The sequence below is a fragment of the Fictibacillus sp. UD genome, assembly GCF_043558025.1.
Classification (GTDB): domain Bacteria; phylum Bacillota; class Bacilli; order Bacillales; family Fictibacillaceae; genus Fictibacillus.
Window position 1 is genome coordinate 33,607 of sequence record NZ_JARUHH010000007.1, and the last position, 18,590, is coordinate 52,196.

Sequence of the window (18,590 nt, forward strand, 5' to 3'; positions counted from 1 at the left end):
GTATGGGTATGTATCCTTATTGTTAGAAAAGTGTTAGAAAAGGTTGTTTAATTTTTGTTTAAGGGTTTCTGATTCTGCTATTATTCTTTGAAACAGTTCTTCTACGCTTGGAATATCCTTAATCCTGCCTACAATTTGTCCAGCCCAGCCAAAGCCTTCATCATCTTTTCCTTCATATATAAACTTTTGGTTTGCTTCTCCACTTATATAGTTCTTTAAATGTTCGTAAGTCCCATCTTTCATTTCCTCTTCTAAAATCTTTAAGGCAAACTCCGTGCGCAACGTTCGGCCCGGCATTCCTAAAACCCTTTTAATAACAACCGTATCGATTTCAGAGCTTTCGACAACGAGTCTTTTGTATTCTGAATGTGCATGTACACATTCCTTTGTTGCGATAAATCTTGTTCCCATCTCAATTCCTTCTGCTCCAAGAGCCAACGCAGCCATGAGTCCTTTACCATCACCTATACCTCCAGAGGCAATAACGGGAATGGTTACACTCTCAGCAACTTGAGGAACTAACACAAACGTACCTGTATCATCCTTGCCTATATGCCCGCCGCCTTCTTGTCCTACAGCCATGACTGCATCTGCACCTGACTTTTCTGCTTTTATTGCTTGGCGCACACTTGAAACGAGGACAAGCGTTTTTATATTTGTATCTTTAAGGCGGTCCAGAACAGGGGTAGGATTTCCCCCAGTTATACTAATTACATCAACATCTTCATCAATCGCAACTTCCAGCATATCTTCATAAGATCTGCCATGCTGGCCAATTGCGAAGTTTACTCCAAAAGGACGTGAAGTTAGTCTCTTTGTTTTCTGGATCTCTTCTCTTAATGAGTGATGATCCGGCAACGACATCGCTGTAATCTGACCTAACCCCCCTGCATTTGATACGGCTGAAGCAAGTTCCGAATAAGCTAAGTATGCAAGTCCGCCTTGTATAATCGGAAGTTCAATATTTAATAATGCTGTTAGTCTAGTGTTCAATTTTATTCCTCCCTGAAAATTAAATCATTTACTTACATCTTCATGCATTTTCTGTTATACTTCTTTTGTTTTATAAAATATCTGTTTTCACAAACTCTGTTGCTCATAGAAGTGCTTGATTTCCGTTTCAGGTGCTCCTATCAACAATGTTTTAGAAATGAGCCTTTAAATTAAGTTCACTATAGATGAGGTGTAGTATAAATTGTCTCAACATGAAACTCCTTTATTTACTGGTTTGCGTGAACACGCAAACAAAAATCCACTGCAGTTTCACATTCCAGGCCATAAAAAAGGCCAAGGAATGGACGAAGAATTCAAAGATTTTATTGGACCTAATGCTTTATCAATCGATTTAATTAACATTACTCCCCTAGATGACCTTCATCACCCAAAAGGGATGATCAAAAAGGCTCAAGCTCTAGCAGCACAAGCTTTTGGTGCAGACCACACATTTTTCTCTGTACAAGGAACTAGCGGAGCGATCATGACGATGATTATGTCAGTTGTTTCTCCAGGAGACAAGATCTTAGTGCCAAGAAACGTCCATAAGTCTATTATGACAGCAATCGTTTTTTCAGGTGCAACACCTATCTTTATTCATCCTGAAATCGATCCAGAGTTGGGGATTTCACACGGTATTACACCTGACAGCGTAGAAAAGGCCTTAAATCAACATCCAGACACAAAGGCTGTACTCGTCATCAACCCTACTTATTTTGGTTTTGCAGCTGACTTAAAAGGTATTGTGGATATTGCACACCGATTCAATGTACCTGTACTTGTTGATGAGGCGCATGGTGTTTTGATTCATTTTCATGATCACATGCCACTATCCGCAATGCAAGCAGGTGCCGATATGGCTGCAACAAGCGTTCATAAATTAGGAGGATCTTTAACAGGCAGTTCCATTTTAAATGTAAGAGAAGGACTTGTCTCTCCTGAACGTGTCCAGACGATTTTAAGTATGATGACAACAACTTCAACTTCTTATATCCTGCTTGCGTCACTAGATGCGGCAAGAAGACGACTAGCGACTGAGGGATATACGCTAATCGAAAAAACGATTTCATTAGCCAATGATACAAGAGCGAAAATTAATGAAATTCCTAATCTTTATTGTGTAGGGGAAGAAAAGCTTGGTACATCTGCTACATTTGATTACGATCCATCCAAACTTTTAATTTCTGTTAAAGATCTTGGTATTACAGGATATGAAGCAGAGACGTGGCTTCGTAAAAATTACAATATTGAAGTTGAACTATCAGATTTGTATAACATTTTATGTTTAATTACAACTGCAGATCATGAAAAAGATACGATGGTTCTTATTGAAGCATTAACAAAACTTTCGGCAGAAAAAAGTTCATCTAAAAATGATGAAATTAAATCGATTCCCGTCCACGTACCTGATATTCCAGTTCTTGCACTATCCCCACGAGACGCTTTCTACGCAAATACAGAAAGTGTGCCGTTTGAAGAATCAGCAGGAAGAATTATTGCAGAGTTTGTTATGGTATACCCGCCTGGAATCCCGATTTTTATACCCGGTGAAATTATTACTCAAGAAAACTTGGATTATATAAAAGAAAACCTTGAAGCAGGTCTCCCTGTTCAAGGACCGGAAGATGCAGAAATAAAATATTTAAAAGTTATTCAAGAACAAGTTGCCATCCGCTAACGGTGGATATAGACACAAAAAAGAAGACCCTGCAGGGTCTTCTTTTTTTTACTTTTCTAATTTAGCCTGTTCTTGGCAATGTGGACATTTGTTTGAATACAAAGTTGTTACTTTTTCCTCTTCAAAATGCTCTATTGTTGTTTCACACGTTTGGCAAATGATTACACCCATCCGATCCATCTCCCTTCACATTTTGAAAGCGCTTACGTTTATACCTATATATTATTATGTCACATTTAGTTTGTCAATACATTTAGTATAACACATTAAAAAAATGTGCTCATTAATCATATTGTTCGATAACAGGAATATGCGGGACCGCTTCTTCAAAGAAAAGAGCAAGATCTTCCGCTTCTTTAAGGGTCTTAATATGAAAAACCTGTCGGATATATTCCAAGTTCCTCATATCATTTGAATCTAATAAAGCCGATCTTCCCGTTTGCATACAAACCACTAAAGGCTTGCCAAAAAACATATTTGTGTAAACAATACCAAAATCATATCTTACTGTATCTGTAGTAAAACCTACAAACCGGACATTTACGGATTCACTCTCGTCATACAATTTTTCAAACCATTCCATGTTATCCCTCCTCGTATGATTTCACTGTTCATCGATCGGGCTGCGTATAACCTGCTATAAATAAATGAGGTATACTAATAGGACTGCAATTGAATGTAAGAGTAATTCCCTTAAATATGGATATTTAAACTCCAATTTGTCAAAATCTTCTTAAAATATGATATACTATTCTATGTATAAACGCCTTTAAAAATGACTAACTGGAGTGAGTTACATGTCTCAAAACGCCTATATAAAGCTTGTTCCCGCTTCTGAAAAACAAGTTATCACAATAGAAGAAGTGAAAGACTTACTCATGTACTACCGTTCTATCACCTCAAAAACGGGTGACCAACTATCATGGGGTTATTCTGAAGCGGCATTTCCTTATACAATTGAGGAAAAAGAAGAAGCGGACCACAAATGGTTTTATTTAAAAGGGGTAGATCCACAGAAAAATAAGTATATCTTAATCGGTGTAGGAGAAGAGAAACTGGCCGATTCAGAAGAAATGGTGAACTACATTCAAGTGTCACTAACTGATATTTCTACTCATGGAGACAAGGGAAAAGCGAATGAGTTTTGTAAGTTTTTAGCTTCAAAGCTGAAAGGCGAACTCCACCTTTTTAACGGCAGAGTGATGTATTATTATCCGAAGAAATAGAAACAATTTTATATTAGCTTTGTTGTTTTTGGAAAGCTGAATTCTAATGTTAGATTCTTCGCTGTTCTTGTAAGTGGTTGATTTCCGTTCCAGGTGCTCGCTTTCCGCGGGGCAGGCGGTGAGCCACATTCGTACGTTTCACGTATAAGTGTCTCACCTGGCCGCCTGTCCCGCAGGAGTCTCGCACTTTGCACTCCTATCAACTTGCAAAGGAAGAAAAGAAAAAGATAAACATTTAAATTCTTCTCTTTTGTATATTAAAGAAGAATTGAGAGTATAGGCCCTGAAGCTAGTCAGTAAATTACAGAGACACTTCCCGCTCACACTTTACTTTTAAAGCACCAATAATTAGTTTTAATAGGCCATTATCGAATAGGAAGCCCAATCATATGATTGGACTTCCTATTTTATTTTTACTACAATGTAAACTTTCGGGCCCTTAGGGGAAAATAAAAAGAATACATATTGAGAAAGGATGTGACGAAATGAAAAAACAACCTAATACTGTTTTTATCGTTTCACTATTGATTTCTATCGTTTTTATTATTATAGGAAGTTTATTTCCTGCCGAATTCCAAACAAAAGCTACAGCAATCCAAAATTTCTTGCAAGAAAAATTTGGGTGGTTCTATCTACTTTCCGCTACAAGCTTTTTAATCTTTGTTCTTTATTTAGCTTTTAGCAGGTACGGAAAAATCAAACTTGGAGAACCAGATGAAAAACCCGAATACCATACCGTCACGTGGTTTGCCATGTTATTTAGTGCCGGAATGGGAATTGGTCTTGTATTTTGGGGTGTAGCAGAACCGATAAGTCATTTCTATACTCCACCTTCAGGAGAAGGCGGAAATGCAGCCTCAGCGCAAGCCGCTCTCAGATATAGCTTCTTTCACTGGGGATTACATCCATGGGCAATTTACACACTCATCGGGTTATCGCTTGCTTATTTTAAATTCAGAAAAGGGGCTCCAGGTCTAATCAGCTCCATCTTCACTCCGTTAATAGGAGATAAAGTAAATGGACCTATTGGTAAAACAATCGACATTATCGCTGTATTCGCTACCATTTTCGGGGTTGCAACATCACTCGGACTTGGGGCAGTACAAATAAGCGGAGGTATTTCATATTTAACGAATATAGCTAATAACTTTACAACACAGTTGATTATTATTGCTATTGTTACTATATTATTTACTCTATCTGCTCAAACAGGATTGAACAAAGGTATTAAATATTTAAGTAACCTTAATATTTTTCTAGCTGTCTTACTAATGGCTTTCTTGCTCTTTGCATCATCTACAAACTTTATTATGGACGTATTTGTACAGTCTTTAGGAAATTACCTTCAATATTTGCCTAGTATGAGTTTGAAGTTAAGTCCGTTTCGTCCTAGTGAAGCTGGATGGATACAAGGTTGGACCGTCTTTTATTGGGCGTGGTGGATTGCTTGGGCACCTTTCGTCGGCACCTTTATCGCACGTGTATCTAAAGGAAGAACCATTCGTGAGTTCATATTAGGAGTATTGTTGGTTCCTACCGTTTTTGGAGCTCTTTGGTTTTCAATTTTTGGAGGAGCAGCATTACATCTGGAGATTTTCAACAATGTTGGTTTGAATAAAATCATTACAGATAAAGGAACTGAGGTTGCTTTATTCGCATTATTTGAAAACTTGCCTTTTGGAACGATCATGTCAATGCTTGCTATATTCTTGATCAGTACGTTCTTTATTACATCTGCTGATTCAGCTACATTTGTACTTGGTATGCAAACGAGCCATGGCCGGTTAAATCCTTCCTCTATGACAAAGTTTATCTGGGGAATAGTTATTGCTGCTGCAGCTGCAATCCTTTTGTATTCCGGTGGTTTAGAGGCGTTACAAACAGCTTCCATCATTGCTGCATTTCCATTTGCGTTTGTTTTAATCTTTATGATGTTTGCTCTTCAAAAAGCTTTATCTGAAGAGAAAAAATAATACTCGACTAAATGAACAAAAGTTTACCCGTAACATAAATAACGGTTATTGAAATTGTAACATGGAATGCCACTGCCCTATTTTGAATGAATCGGTATGCCACTAAGAAGTTGAAATATCCAAACATCAGCAATAGGATCGTTTCGTAAAAACTATGATCATGGTGCGAAAGAAAAAGAACGATTGAATATCCGCACCACATTACAAATTGAATAAGTATACTAAACAATACGTTCATCTTGTCCTCCGTGTACTTCATTATAATTAAAGGGTATGACACATTTTGCAATATATGATTGAATGAAAAATGCTGGTTTTCCAATCTTTGTCGCTCTAGAATGTGGTTGATTTCCGTTACAGGATGCTCGCTTTCCGGGGGGCGTGCGGTGAGCCTCCTCGTCGCTTTGCGACCTTAGGAGTCTCACCTGTCCCGCTAATCCCCCAGGAGTCTCGCACCTTGCACTACAATCAACTTTTCAATGAAGATGCTTTGCTCCGAGGTAAAAGACTTAAAAACAACAACCTTATAGAAAAGAGACATAAAAAAACCCCCTTGCAAGCTGAAATTACAGCCTGCAAGGGGGTTTTGTTTTATTTATTTTACGATATGAACTGGAAGTCCGATCGCAACTTCAGCTGCTTCCATAGAAATCTCTCCGAAAGTTGGATGCGCATGAATCGTCATAGCAATATCTTCAGCAGTCATTCCTGCTTCAATTGCTAATCCTAATTCAGCGATCATATCAGATGCATTTCCACCAGCAATTTGAGCTCCTAAAACGAGTCCATCTTCTTTACGAGTGATAAGTTTCATGAAACCATCTGTTTCGTTCATAGATAGAGCACGTCCGTTAGCTGCAAATGGGAATTTAGAAGCTTTCACTTCATATCCTGCTTCTTTTGCTGACTTTTCATCATAACCTACAGAAGCTAGTTCTGGGTCTGTGAATACGACAGCAGGAATCGCTAAGTAATCAATTTCAGCTGCATGTCCTGAGATAACTTCAGCTGCTACTTTACCTTCATAAGATGCCTTATGAGCAAGAGCTGGACCTTCAACTACATCACCGATTGCATAGATGCCGTTAACGCTTGTTTGAGCTTTCTTGTTGATCTTAATAAGACCGCGTTCAGTCATTTCAACACCAACTTGCTCAAGACCAAGTTCTTCAGTGTTTGGACGGCGTCCAACTGTTACAAGTACATAATCTGCTTCAAAAGTTTTTGAATCACCTTTGATTTCAGCTGTTACAGTAACACCGTCTTTTGTTTCTTCTACGCCTTTAGCCATTGCTTCAGTAAATACTTCCACATTGCCTTTTTTCTTCAAGCGCTTAGAAACAACTTGACTCATCTGCTTTTCGAACCCTGGAAGGATTTGTTTTCCACCTTCAAGGATTGTTACTTCAGTACCAAAGTTAGCATAAGCCGTTCCAAGCTCCATTCCAATATATCCGCCACCGATAACTACCATCTTCTTAGGGATTTCTTTAAGAGCAAGAGCTCCTGTAGAAGAGATAATACGGTCACTCCATTTGAAACCTGGGATTTCAATAGGACGTGATCCAGTAGCGATGATCGCATTTTTGAACGTGTAAGTTTGAGAGTTTTTCTCATCCATGATACGTACAGTGTTTTCATTTACGAAATAAGCTTCACCACGAAGGATTTCCACTTTATTTCCTTTTAAAAGTCCTTCTACTCCGCCAGTAAGCTTCTTAACGATGCCTGCTTTCCAGTCTTGAACTTTGCTGAAATCAACTTTTACGTTTTCAACAGTAATACCCATATCTTCTGAGTGATTAGCATGTTCTACACGGTGACCTGCATTAATTAAAGCTTTTGATGGAATACAACCAACGTTCAAACAAACGCCGCCCATTTCTGCCTTTTCCGCAATAGCCACTTTTTGTCCTAATTGTGCAGCGCGAATAGCCGCAACATATCCCCCAGGACCTGAACCAATAACAAGTGTGTCTAACTCAATTGGAAAATCTCCTACTACCATCGAATTACGCCTCCATTACTAATAGTTGTGGATCGTTCAATAAACGCTTAATGTGATTCAATGCATTTTGAGCTGTTGCACCATCGATTAGACGGTGGTCAAAGCTAAGAGAAAGCGCTAAAACAGGAGCTACTACTACTTCTCCATCTTTAACAACTGCTTTTTCAGCAATACGGCCGATACCTAAGATCGCTACTTCTGGGTGGTTGATTACTGGTGTGAACCATTGACCGCCTGCAGAACCGATATTTGTAATCGTACAAGATCCGCCTTTCATCTCTTCACCAGAAAGCTTGCCATCACGTGCTTTAGTAGCTAGCTCATTGATTTCAGCAGAGATTTTGAAGATGGATTTACGATCAGCATCTTTTACAACTGGTACCATTAAACCGTTATCTGTATCTGCTGCGATTCCGATGTTGTAATAGTGCTTGTACACGATTTCTTCGTTAGCATCATCAATCGATGCATTAAGCACTGGGTACTCACGAAGTGCAGAAGTTAATGCTTTTACCACGTATGGAAGATAAGTAAGCTTGATGCCTTTATCAGCAGCAACTTGCTTGAACTTCTTACGGTGTGCAACAAGATCAGTAACGTCCACTTCATCCATTAGTGTAACATGTGGAGCTGTATGTTTGGAGTTAACCATCGCTTTAGAGATCGCTTTTCTAATTCCTTTGATCTTTTCACGCGTTTCCATTTCTCCAGCTGGAATTGCTTTTGGAGCTTCTTTCTTCGCTTCCGCTTTAGGTGCTTCTTCGCCAGCTTTTGGTGCTTCTGCCGCCGCTTCTCCACCGCCGCTTACAAACTTGTCAATATCTTCTTTTAATACACGTCCGTTATCTCCAGAACCTTGTACTTTACGGATATCTACTTCTTTTTCACGAGCATATTTACGAACAGAAGGCATTGCGATTACACGTTTAGATTCGTCTGCTGGTTCTTCTTTAGATGTATCTTCCGTTTTATCTGTTTTAGCTTCTGATTGATCAGCTTCTTTCGCTTGATCAGCAGTCACATTCTTCTCTTCTTCAGCTTTAGGCTGTTCCGGAGCTTCGTCGCCTCCGCCATGAGCATCAGCAGGAATCTCACCTTCTGCCTCGATCGTTACTAGAACATCACCAACAACAGATACTGTTCCTTCATCTACTTTTAATTCAAGGATTTTACCGTCTACAGGAGATGGAATTTCAACTACAGCCTTATCGTTTTGTACTTCAAGCAGAATATCGTCTTCTTTAACTGCGTCCCCTGCTTTAACAAACCACTTTACGATTTCACCTTCGTGAATTCCTTCACCAATATCGGGAAGCTTAAATTCATATGCCACGACTAACGCCTCCTATTTTATAACAATCTTTATTCGTCACTTATGTGAAAGAGCTGAAAGAAATAGTCTATTACAGACTTCTCTTTCAGCTAACATTCATTTTTTTAGAAATTGTAGACTTTCTTTGCTTTTTCTACAATATCACGATGATCTGGGATCCAAACATCTTCTGCAGAAGCATACGGGAACACTGTATCTGGTGCTGTTACACGAAGTACAGGTGCTTCTAAGTGAAGGATTGCACGGTCGTTAATTTCAGCAACAACGAACGCACCAATACCAGCTTGTTTCTGTGCTTCTTGTACCACGATAGCTCGTCCTGTTTTTTCAACAGAAGCCATGATTGTTTCAATATCAAGCGGGCTGATTGTACGAAGGTCAATAACTTCAGCAGAAATACCTTCTTTTTCTAATTCTTCAGCAGCTTTTAGTGATGCGTGAACCATAGCACCGTAAGTAATGATAGATACATCTTTACCTTCACGCTTCACATCTGCTTTACCAAGTTCGATCGTGTATTCTTCCTCTGGCACTTCACCACGGAAAGAACGATACAATTTCATATGCTCTAGATAAACTACCGGATCATTATCACGGATAGCAGAGATTAAAAGTCCTTTTGCATCATAAGGAGTTGAAGGAATAACAACCTTGATACCAGGAGTTTGATACATCAAGCCTTCAAGGCTGTCTGCATGAAGCTCAGGTGTTTTAACGCCACCACCAAATGGTGAACGAATTGTTACAGGAGAAGTGTAAACTCCACCTGAACGGTATCTCATACGAGCCATTTGTGCAGCAACTGAATCAAATACTTCAAAAACGAATCCAAAGAACTGAATCTCCATTACTGGACGGAAACCTGTAAGCCCAAGACCTATTGCAAGTCCCCCAATTCCAGACTCAGCTAGCGGAGTATCAAAAACGCGCTCTTCTCCAAATTCTTTTTGAAGTCCTTCAGTAGCACGGAAAACTCCGCCGTTTTGACCAACGTCTTCACCGAAAACAAGAACTTGTTCATTGTTCTTTAATTCATTACGCATAGCGTCTGTAATTGCTTGAATCATAGTCATTTGAGCCATATTATTTCGACTCCTTTGCTGTGTATTCTTCTAACTGCTCACGAAGGTTGAACGGAAGGTCTTCAAACATGAACCCAATTAGGTCAGTAACCTTTTGCTTAGGAGCTCCGTCTGCTTTCTTGATGGCAGCTTTAATATCTTCTTTCGCTTCTTCAACTACTTTATTTTCTTGCTCTTCAGACCAAAGGTTTTTCTTTTCCAAGAACTTACGGAAACGAACTAGTGGATCTTTCTTTTCCCATTCGTTATCAAGATCTTTTGTACGGTAGCGAGTAGGGTCGTCCCCTGCCATCGTATGTGGTCCATAACGATAAGTAAGAGTTTCAATTAAGGTAGGACCTTCACCAGAAATTGCACGCTCACGAGCTTGTTGAGTCGCTGCATACACGGCAAGAACATCCATTCCGTCAACTTGAATACCTTCAATACCAGCTGCAACCGCTTTTTGAGCGATTGTTTTTGCTGCAGATTGCTTCTCAACAGGAACAGAGATAGCAAAACGGTTGTTTTGAACAACGAAAATTGCATTAGCACGATAAGCACCTGCAAAGTTAAGTCCTTCATAGAAGTCACCTTGTGATGCTCCACCGTCACCTGTGTATGTGATACATACATTTTTCTTGCCTTGTTTCTTAAGACCGAAACCAACACCAGCAGCTTGGATAATTTGAGCACCGATGATAATTTGCGGCATTAATACGTTAACGCCTTCAGGAATCTGTCCACCTTGGTAGTGTCCACGAGACCATAAGAAAGCTTGAGATAATGGGAAACCGTGGAAAACCATTTGTGGGATATCACGGTATCCTGGAAGAATCCAATCTTCTTTATCTAATGCAAAATGAGTTCCAAGCATCGAAGCTTCTTGTCCAGCTACTGGTGCATAGAAACCAAGACGTCCTTGTCTGTTTAAAGAGATTGCACGCTGATCCCAAATACGTGTGTAAACCATGCGACGCATTAATTCTTGCAGATCTTCATCAGACAATTTCGGCATCGCCGATTCGTTAACAACTTCTCCGTCTTCAGAAAGAATCTGGAACGTTTCAAATTGATCTTGAACAGCATCAATTGTTTTCGTCATGAAAAGTCACCTCTTCCTTTCTTTTACCCTGTCAATTTTCCCTTATCTTAAAAACATGCACATATTTAACAGGTTGCCCAAAGTGATACATTTTTAAGACAGGTTTATATTTTTAAAAGGCTTTTAGGTATGCCTTTGTGTACCCACCTGAAGTTTTCCCTTGTATTCAAGAGCTAAACCATCTTGCGGCACCCTAACTGTATTACTATTTTATGTAACTAGAGTAACACAACAATCCTTTTCACGTAAATTAGTTTACACCACCCTTCAAACACAGTCAATCTATAGGTTGCATATAGTTAATACAACTTTAAGTGTTTTTCATTTTAAGATACTAACTGAATTCCATTAAACTGTTTCACTAAAAAATAACCACTGTATTAGTTCCTGTTTCATAGAAAATATTGATATTTCAACGTGTTTATTAATGTTGCTTAAAATTGATTTTGTTTATTCTTCAAATTGGCAGAAGTCCAAGTCACAAAAGAATTTTGTATTTCCGTTCTTTTTTATTAAAAAACCTCTATGTTATGATAAGAGGAAATTGTAATTAGATAAAAAGTTTAATGGCACGGAGGTTATGCTTGTGTTAACCATGAAAGATATTGTAAGAGAAGGTCATCCTGCTTTACGAGAAAAAGCAGCTGAGGTACCTGTCCCTTTTTCAGAAGAAGATATTAAAATCGCTAACCAGCTACTCGAGTTTGTAAAAAACAGTCAAGATCCTGAAATTGCAAGTAAATACAATTTAAGGCCAGGAATTGGAATAGCAGCACCTCAAATTGGCATTACAAAACGTATTTTCGCTTTCCACGTTACTGATGAAAATGGAAAGTTATACAGCTATGCATTATTAAACCCAAAAATTATTAGCCACTCTGTTCAGATGACTTATTTAGACGGTGGTGAAGGTTGTCTATCTGTTGATCGAGAGGTTCCAGGGCTTGTTCCTCGTTATGCCAAAGTAACCGTAAAAGGATTTTCACCAGATGGTTCTGAAGTGGAACTTAAGTTAAAAGGTCTGCCCGGAATTTGCTTTCAGCATGAACTGGATCATTTGGACGGCATCATGTTCTACGATCGCATCAATGAAAAACAGCCATTTGAACCACCAGCAAACTCAGTAGTGTTCAGATAGCTGAATAGAATTACCAGAAGATAACTCATAAGGGCGCAAAAAAAGCCTTTGTGGGTTATTTTTACGTTCACTAAAGGGTAAGTACATATACGCATTGGGGTATAAAACCACCGATTTGAGAAAATTCCTGCAATGTTTCCAGAAATTCAAGAATTATATCCACGAGTTTTGGCTATTTATCCACGAGATTTCCCAGTTTATCCGCGAGTTGACATACCTCGACAAATATAAAGAAGTCTATACCCTCAACCCAATTAGAAAGCAGGCAAAAAATAAAGAGGAATGACTCCAATTTGAGTCATCCCTCATTTATAAACGCTCCAATCATCTATGATTGATGATTGGAGTGCAAGGTGCGTGCCTACCACTTGAGAAGCTTCTAAGCAAGGCATGCGACGAGGAACCTCACTACGATAGCAAGAACATGTAGACGCAGGAGCAAGGAACCTTAAAGAGGGCAGGTGAGACACTTATACGTGAAACGTACGAATGCGGCTCACCGCCTGCCCCGCGGAAAGCGAGTACCTGGAACGGAAATCATCCACTTCCAAAAGCAACAAAGTTTTCGACAACAGCTTATATAGTTTAAGCTGCATCACGGTCATCATCAACGAGCAATGCGTCTTGTTCATTTGTTTTACTTCGAATAAATAACATTGTCACAAACACCGTCGTAACTCCAGCGATTGAATAGGAAATCATTGTTGATAATCCTAATCCGATAGGGGCATTACATATATAAGTAACCGTTACCATTGTCATAAAGATGGCAGGCAGCGTTGCGATCCAGTGGTTTTTATTCGATCTCTTTAAATACATAGCGCCTACCCATAAAGCAAGCATAGCTGTAGATTGATTTGCCCACGAAAAATAACGCCATAAAAGTGTAAAGTCAATTTTAGTTAGTAGAAAAGAAATTACAAACATAGGTATTGCAATCCAAAGTCTTGGAGCTAGTTTCTTTTGGCTGATATTAAAATAATCAGCTAAAATCATTCTTGCGCTTCTAAATGAAGTATCACCTGAAGTAATAGGTAAAATAATTACTCCAATGACAGCAAGGGTACCACCAACTGCTCCTAACATTGTAACGGACACTTCACTTACAACGGCTGCAGGTCCGCCTTGTGCAATGATTGCGGCAAGTGATTTCCCATCGAACAAGCTCATAGCTGCAGCTGCCCAGATCATAGCGATTACAGCTTCTGCAATCATCATGCCATAAAAGATTTTTCTGCCTTCTTTTTCATTTTTAGTCGTGCGGGAAATAATCGGTGACTGTGTAGCATGAAACCCAGAAAGTGCACCACAAGAAATGGTTAAGAATAATAAAGGAAAAATTGGTACATTATCAGGATGCATATTTTCTAATGAGATTTCTGGGATAGGTGCTCCCGTGAGAATTAGTCCTCCACCAATACCGACTGCACTGATTACAAGCAATGCCCCAAAGATAGGGTAAACGCGGCCTATAATCTTATCTACCGGCAGAAGCGTTGCTAAAATATAATAGACGAAAATAAGACCAATGATCACACTTAAACTCATCCAGTTTCCTGTTAAATCATGAATAAGTGCAGCTGGAGCACTGACGAAAACGGTACCTACTAATAACAAAAGTAAGAGCGTAAACCCGTTTACAACATGCTTCATCGCTTTCCCTAAAAACTTACCAGCTAGCTGGGGAAGATGCGCCCCTCGATTACGAATCGATATCATTCCCGTTAAATAATCGTGAACAGCACCTGCGAATATGGCTCCTAATACAATCCATAGAAAGGCAACAGGTCCATATAGTGCTCCCATAACCGGTCCGAAGATTGGACCCACACCTGCAATGTTTAATAGTTGAACGAGGGAATTTGTTTTCGTTCCCATAGGCACATAATCAATACCATCTTTTTGTGCATATGCTGGGGTTTTCCTGTTTTGCTTAATCCCAAATACTTTCTCAACATACTTTCCATACGTAAAATAACCGACAATCAATAAAACGATGGATAATAAAAATGTAATCATGCTGATCCCCTCCCGTGTTGTATACGCTTACATTCTACACGAAAAAGAAAAAACACTCAATTTTAAACTGAGTGTTCACGCGGATTGGTCATGTTTGATTGAAATAGCATTTACTCGTTTTTTCTTTCCAGTTAAATAAACTCCAGTAAAAATCAATATCAATCCTAAAAAAGCGATAGGATGTATCTTCTCATTCAATAACACACTTCCCCATATCACGGCTGATACAGGAACTAGATACGTCACAAGAGTAGCGAACTCTGCTGAACCAGCTGAGATCATGTAATAATACAAAAGATATGCTATGCCTGATCCGAAAACACCTAGACCTATCAAGGAGAGTACAACCTTTTGATCGAACGCATGATCAGGCAGATGCCATCCACCAGTGAACCCCATCATTATAGTACTTAATAAAAGTCCAGCTAAAAGAGTTGTAGAGGCTGTTATCCAAACTGTCGTTCCTTGTAAATGTTTCTTAGTATATTGTGAACTGTAGCCATAGCAGCTTGTAGCTATTAGCATTAAGACAATTCCTAATATAAGCTGGTTCTTCGCAAGTCCTGGTGCATCAATATCCATTAAAAATATTATTCCCACGAAACCTATCATAACCCCTATCCATTGTCTCCATTGCAATTTTATCGAAAAGAAAAAAACTCCCATCATCGTTGTCCAAATTGGAGTTGTAGCATTTAGAATGGCTGTATATCCACTATCAAGAAAAGTTTCACTCCAAGCGATTAAACCCCAAGGAATTCCTGCATTCAGTACGCCTACAAATGCAAGCTTTTTTACAGGAATAGATCCCAAGTTTACGATTTGTTTACTTAAAAGAAACAAAGGCAGAATGGTGAGAATTCCTAGCAAGCATCGAATAAAAACAATCTGCCAAGGATCAAACACACTAAGCAGAACCTTTATGAACAAAAAAGACATTCCCCAGATCAAACTTAAAACGAAAAGTGCTGAATAAAGTTTCATCACTTCGACTCCCCCTTTATATAAAAGCCTTTAAATAAAATGTAACAATTTCCCTCTCAAAATCTCTTATAACTTACACATACTATGTAATAAAAAAAGTGACGGAGGGCAATAAATGAAAATGAGAATGCGTTTTTTAAAGAAATTAAGAAAATGGGTCAAACAGCAAAATAATAATGGAAAACTGATTATTAACTAAGTTAAATTTTCTTAAGACTACAGTCATTATAATGGATAACAATGTACACTTAATAGTAATTATTTTTCTATTATTACGTGTTTTAACATGAACCTTTATGAAAAAACATGAAAAACATGTCACTTTCCTTTATAATAGGACAAAGAAACTCAAAAACTACAGACCGGTAAGGAGACATGAAAGATGATTTATAAAGTATTTTTTCAAACTAGCTTAACAGAGGTTCCTGTTCGCGAACATACACAAACAGTATATGTAGAAGCTGAAACGATTAATGATGTACGTCTAAAACTAGCTGACCGCAAATACAACATTGAGTTCATACAAGAAATTAACGGTAAATTTCTAGAGTATGAAAAAGAAACGAACTCATTGGAATTGGAGAATGTATAATTTATGAAATTTGTAAAAAATCATCAAGCCGCTGTTTTTGCTCTTGGCGGTTTAGGAGAAATCGGTAAAAATACGTATGCCGTTCAATTTCAAGATGAAATCATTTTAATTGATGCAGGTATCAAATTCCCTGAAGATGAGCTTTTGGGAATCGATTACGTAATACCTGATTATACGTACCTTGTAAAAAACGAAGAAAAAATTAAAGGTTTATTCATCACTCACGGTCATGAAGATCATATTGGCGGTATTCCTTATCTGTTAAGACAAGTTAACATTCCGATTTATGGCGGTAAACTTGCACTAGCGTTAATTAAGAACAAACTTGAAGAACACGGTTTGCTACGCCGTGCGCAATTACATGAAATCACAGAAGATGATGTGATTAAGTTCAGAAAAACTTCTGTAAGCTTTTTCAGAACCACTCACAGCATTCCAGACTCATACGGCCTAGTTGTGAAAACACCTCCAGGTAACATTGTACATACAGGTGACTTTAAGTTTGACTTCACACCTGTTGGTGAACCAGCAAACTTAACGAAGATGGCTGAGATCGGAAAAGAAGGCGTTCTGTGCTTGCTTTCTGACTCAACAAACAGTGAAGTTCCTGGATTTACTTTATCTGAGAGACGTGTCGGAGAAAGTATTCAAGATATCTTCAGGAAAATGGAAGGCAGAGTTATCTTTGCTACCTTCGCATCAAACATTCATAGATTGCAGCAGGTTGTTGAAGCATCAGTCGCTAACAACCGTAAAATAGCAGTTTTTGGCCGCAGCATGGATTCGGCAATCACGGTAGGACAAGAACTTGGATTTATTAAGGCACCTAAGAATACGTTTGTGGATGCAAACCAAATTAACCGTCTTCCTGATAATCAAGTTACAATTTTATGTACAGGGAGCCAAGGTGAGCCAATGGCAGCTCTATCTAGAATTGCAAATGGCACACACCGTCAGATTCAAATCATTCCTGGTGATACTGTTGTCTTTTCATCTTCACCGATCCCAGGAAACGCACTCAGTGTAAGTAAAACGATTAACCAGTTATATCGTGCAGGTGCGGAAGTTATTCATGGATCTTTAAACGATATTCATACTTCAGGACATGGCGGTCAGCAGGAACAAAAGCTTATGCTTCGTCTAATGAAGCCAAAGTTCTTCATGCCGATTCACGGTGAGTATAGAATGCTTAAGATGCATACGAAACTTGCATCTGATTGTGATGTTCCTTCGCAAAATTCTTTTGTAATGGATAATGGTGAAGTACTTGCTTTATCCCAAAATGAAGCGATGGTTGCAGGTAAAATCCCTTCTGGATCTGTTTATGTTGATGGCAGCGGAATTGGCGATATTGGAAACATCGTTCTTAGAGACCGTAAAATCCTCTCAGAAGAGGGACTTGTTGTTGTCGTTGTAAGCATGGACATGAAGGAATTTAAAATTGAGGCAGGACCTGATATCATCTCCAGAGGATTTGTTTATATGCGGGAATCAGGAGATCTGATTCATGACGCACAAAGTTTACTAAGTAAGCACCTTGAAACGATCATGAATGAAAAACGAACAACTCAATGGTCGGAAATCAAAAACGAAATAACAGACACATTAGCACCGTTTTTGTATGAAAAGACAAAAAGGCGTCCAATGATTCTTCCTATTATTATGGAAATTTAATAAACATAATAAAAACCGTTCCCCTTTTTGAGGGTAACGGTTTTTTATTCTTCGTTTGCCATTTGCTTTTCTAACCGATTTATATCTTTGTCCTTGCCAATTACAATAAGCACATCTCCCTGACGGATCGATTGATCAGCTTGTGGTGATACAAAGATATCTTTACCCCGTTTTACAGCAACAACGTTACAGCCAAATCGTGCACGGATATCAAGTTCGATCAGAGATTTCCCATTTAATTTTTGAGTTGCTACAAGCTCTACTATACTATGTTCATCGGATAATTCTAAGTAATCCAGAACGTTATTAGATACGATTTGGTGAGCAATTCGTACACCCATATCGCGTTCAGGGTGAATAATCTTATCTGCTCCTATTTTCCTTAACACTTTTTCATGATAATCATTCTGTGCTTTAACCGTTATTTTACCAACACCCATTTCTTTTAATATGAGGGTGGTGAGTATACTTGATTGGAGATTATCTCCGATAGCCACTACAACATGCTGAAAGTTCCGTATACCTAAACTTTTTAACACACCTTCATCTGTTGAGTCAGCAATTACAGCATGTGTCACAATATTTGAAAACTCATTCACTCGATCTTCATCAATATCTATCGCTAATACTTCCATTCCTTGATCAGACAATGCTTTGCACATACTGCCTCCAAAACGCCCCAGACCGATAACAGCAAACTGCTTCTTCAAACATACTCACTCCAATCCCAGTGTCATAGCCTTATTTTACCACATATTCAATTATTCATTATCTTATCTTATTGCATCATATGTATAAAAACGAAA

19 protein-coding genes are annotated in these 18,590 nt (G+C 38.6%); 7 read left to right on the plus strand and 12 right to left on the minus strand.

Annotated features, from left to right (window positions below; all coding sequences use genetic code 11):
* Positions 1–33 precede the first annotated feature (33 nt).
* Complete coding sequence (locus tag P8610_RS12965) at positions 34–999, minus strand: NAD(P)H-dependent flavin oxidoreductase (protein ID WP_394604802.1); 966 nt, start codon at positions 997–999, stop codon at positions 34–36.
* Positions 1,000–1,195: 196 nt separating this feature from the next.
* Here P8610_RS12965 and P8610_RS12970 point away from each other — a divergent pair, with 196 nt between their 5' ends.
* Positions 1,196–2,671, plus strand: coding sequence for an aminotransferase class I/II-fold pyridoxal phosphate-dependent enzyme (locus P8610_RS12970; RefSeq protein WP_289495830.1), 1,476 nt, complete (start codon positions 1,196–1,198; stop codon positions 2,669–2,671).
* 48 nt (positions 2,672–2,719) lie between these two features.
* Here the strand turns inward: P8610_RS12970 and P8610_RS12975 are convergent, their stop codons facing one another.
* Together P8610_RS12975 and P8610_RS12980 are read right to left on the minus strand one after the other, a co-directional pair.
* On the minus strand, positions 2,720–2,851 hold the full coding sequence (locus P8610_RS12975) for a GapA-binding peptide SR1P (protein WP_394604731.1): 132 nt from the start codon (positions 2,849–2,851) through the stop codon (positions 2,720–2,722).
* Between the two features lie 103 nt (positions 2,852–2,954).
* Entirely contained in the window at positions 2,955–3,254 is a 300-nt protein-coding gene (locus P8610_RS12980) for a DUF3055 domain-containing protein (RefSeq protein ID WP_289495832.1), read from the minus strand.
* A gap of 214 nt (positions 3,255–3,468) precedes the next feature.
* Between P8610_RS12980 and P8610_RS12985 the strand changes: the two genes are divergently transcribed.
* Positions 3,469–3,897: a DUF1885 family protein gene (locus P8610_RS12985; RefSeq protein WP_394604732.1), complete on the plus strand. Its 429-nt coding sequence runs from the start codon at positions 3,469–3,471 to the stop codon at positions 3,895–3,897.
* Positions 3,898–3,946: 49 nt separating this feature from the next.
* On the opposite strand, the gene P8610_RS12990 is transcribed toward P8610_RS12985, so the two are convergent.
* Positions 3,947–4,084, minus strand: a complete 138-nt coding sequence (locus P8610_RS12990; RefSeq protein ID WP_394604733.1) for a hypothetical protein — start codon at positions 4,082–4,084, stop codon at positions 3,947–3,949.
* Between the two features lie 298 nt (positions 4,085–4,382).
* Between P8610_RS12990 and P8610_RS12995 the strand changes: the two genes are divergently transcribed.
* On the plus strand, positions 4,383–5,870 hold the full coding sequence (locus tag P8610_RS12995) for a glycine betaine uptake BCCT transporter (protein ID WP_394604734.1): 1,488 nt from the start codon (positions 4,383–4,385) through the stop codon (positions 5,868–5,870).
* Between the two features lie 7 nt (positions 5,871–5,877).
* Here the strand turns inward: P8610_RS12995 and P8610_RS13000 are convergent, their stop codons facing one another.
* The 5 genes from P8610_RS13000 to pdhA form a co-directional block, all read right to left on the minus strand.
* Complete coding sequence (locus P8610_RS13000; RefSeq protein ID WP_394604735.1) at positions 5,878–6,108, minus strand: hypothetical protein; 231 nt, start codon at positions 6,106–6,108, stop codon at positions 5,878–5,880.
* A 357-nt stretch (positions 6,109–6,465) separates the two neighbouring features.
* Positions 6,466–7,878 carry a dihydrolipoyl dehydrogenase gene (gene lpdA, locus P8610_RS13005; protein ID WP_394604736.1) on the minus strand — a complete coding sequence of 471 codons (1,413 nt, stop codon included), beginning with the start codon at positions 7,876–7,878 and terminating at the stop codon, positions 6,466–6,468.
* 4 nt (positions 7,879–7,882) lie between these two features.
* Positions 7,883–9,211 carry a dihydrolipoamide acetyltransferase family protein gene (locus P8610_RS13010; RefSeq protein ID WP_394604737.1) on the minus strand — a complete coding sequence of 443 codons (1,329 nt, stop codon included), beginning with the start codon at positions 9,209–9,211 and terminating at the stop codon, positions 7,883–7,885.
* 104 nt (positions 9,212–9,315) lie between these two features.
* The gene (locus P8610_RS13015) at positions 9,316–10,293 is read right to left on the minus strand and encodes an alpha-ketoacid dehydrogenase subunit beta (RefSeq protein ID WP_289495838.1); all 978 of its coding nucleotides are present in this window, start codon (positions 10,291–10,293) and stop codon (positions 9,316–9,318) included.
* Position 10,294: 1 nt separating this feature from the next.
* Positions 10,295–11,377: a pyruvate dehydrogenase (acetyl-transferring) E1 component subunit alpha gene (gene pdhA / locus P8610_RS13020; protein WP_394604738.1), complete on the minus strand. Its 1,083-nt coding sequence runs from the start codon at positions 11,375–11,377 to the stop codon at positions 10,295–10,297.
* Positions 11,378–11,963: 586 nt separating this feature from the next.
* On the opposite strand from pdhA, the gene def reads away from it, so the two are divergent.
* Positions 11,964–12,515: a peptide deformylase gene (gene def, locus P8610_RS13025; protein WP_394604739.1), complete on the plus strand. Its 552-nt coding sequence runs from the start codon at positions 11,964–11,966 to the stop codon at positions 12,513–12,515.
* Positions 12,516–12,976: 461 nt separating this feature from the next.
* Complete coding sequence (locus P8610_RS13030) at positions 12,977–13,099, plus strand: hypothetical protein (RefSeq protein ID WP_394604740.1); 123 nt, start codon at positions 12,977–12,979, stop codon at positions 13,097–13,099.
* Between the two features lies 1 nt (position 13,100).
* Here the strand turns inward: P8610_RS13030 and P8610_RS13035 are convergent, their stop codons facing one another.
* Positions 13,101–14,534, minus strand: a complete 1,434-nt coding sequence (locus P8610_RS13035) for a carbon starvation CstA family protein (protein WP_394604741.1) — start codon at positions 14,532–14,534, stop codon at positions 13,101–13,103.
* A 75-nt stretch (positions 14,535–14,609) separates the two neighbouring features.
* Positions 14,610–15,518: a DMT family transporter gene (locus P8610_RS13040; RefSeq protein ID WP_394604803.1), complete on the minus strand. Its 909-nt coding sequence runs from the start codon at positions 15,516–15,518 to the stop codon at positions 14,610–14,612.
* A gap of 382 nt (positions 15,519–15,900) precedes the next feature.
* On the opposite strand from P8610_RS13040, the gene P8610_RS13045 reads away from it, so the two are divergent.
* Positions 15,901–16,110 carry a DNA-dependent RNA polymerase subunit epsilon gene (locus P8610_RS13045; RefSeq protein ID WP_289495842.1) on the plus strand — a complete coding sequence of 70 codons (210 nt, stop codon included), beginning with the start codon at positions 15,901–15,903 and terminating at the stop codon, positions 16,108–16,110.
* Positions 16,111–16,113: 3 nt separating this feature from the next.
* Positions 16,114–17,784 (plus strand): ribonuclease J1, encoded by a 1,671-nt coding sequence (rnjA, locus tag P8610_RS13050; protein WP_328083660.1) that lies wholly within the window; start codon positions 16,114–16,116, stop codon positions 17,782–17,784.
* Positions 17,785–17,828: 44 nt separating this feature from the next.
* Here rnjA and P8610_RS13055 read toward each other — a convergent pair whose 3' ends face one another.
* On the minus strand, positions 17,829–18,494 hold the full coding sequence (locus P8610_RS13055) for a potassium channel family protein (RefSeq protein WP_289495844.1): 666 nt from the start codon (positions 18,492–18,494) through the stop codon (positions 17,829–17,831).
* Between the last annotated feature and the right edge of the window lie 96 nt (positions 18,495–18,590).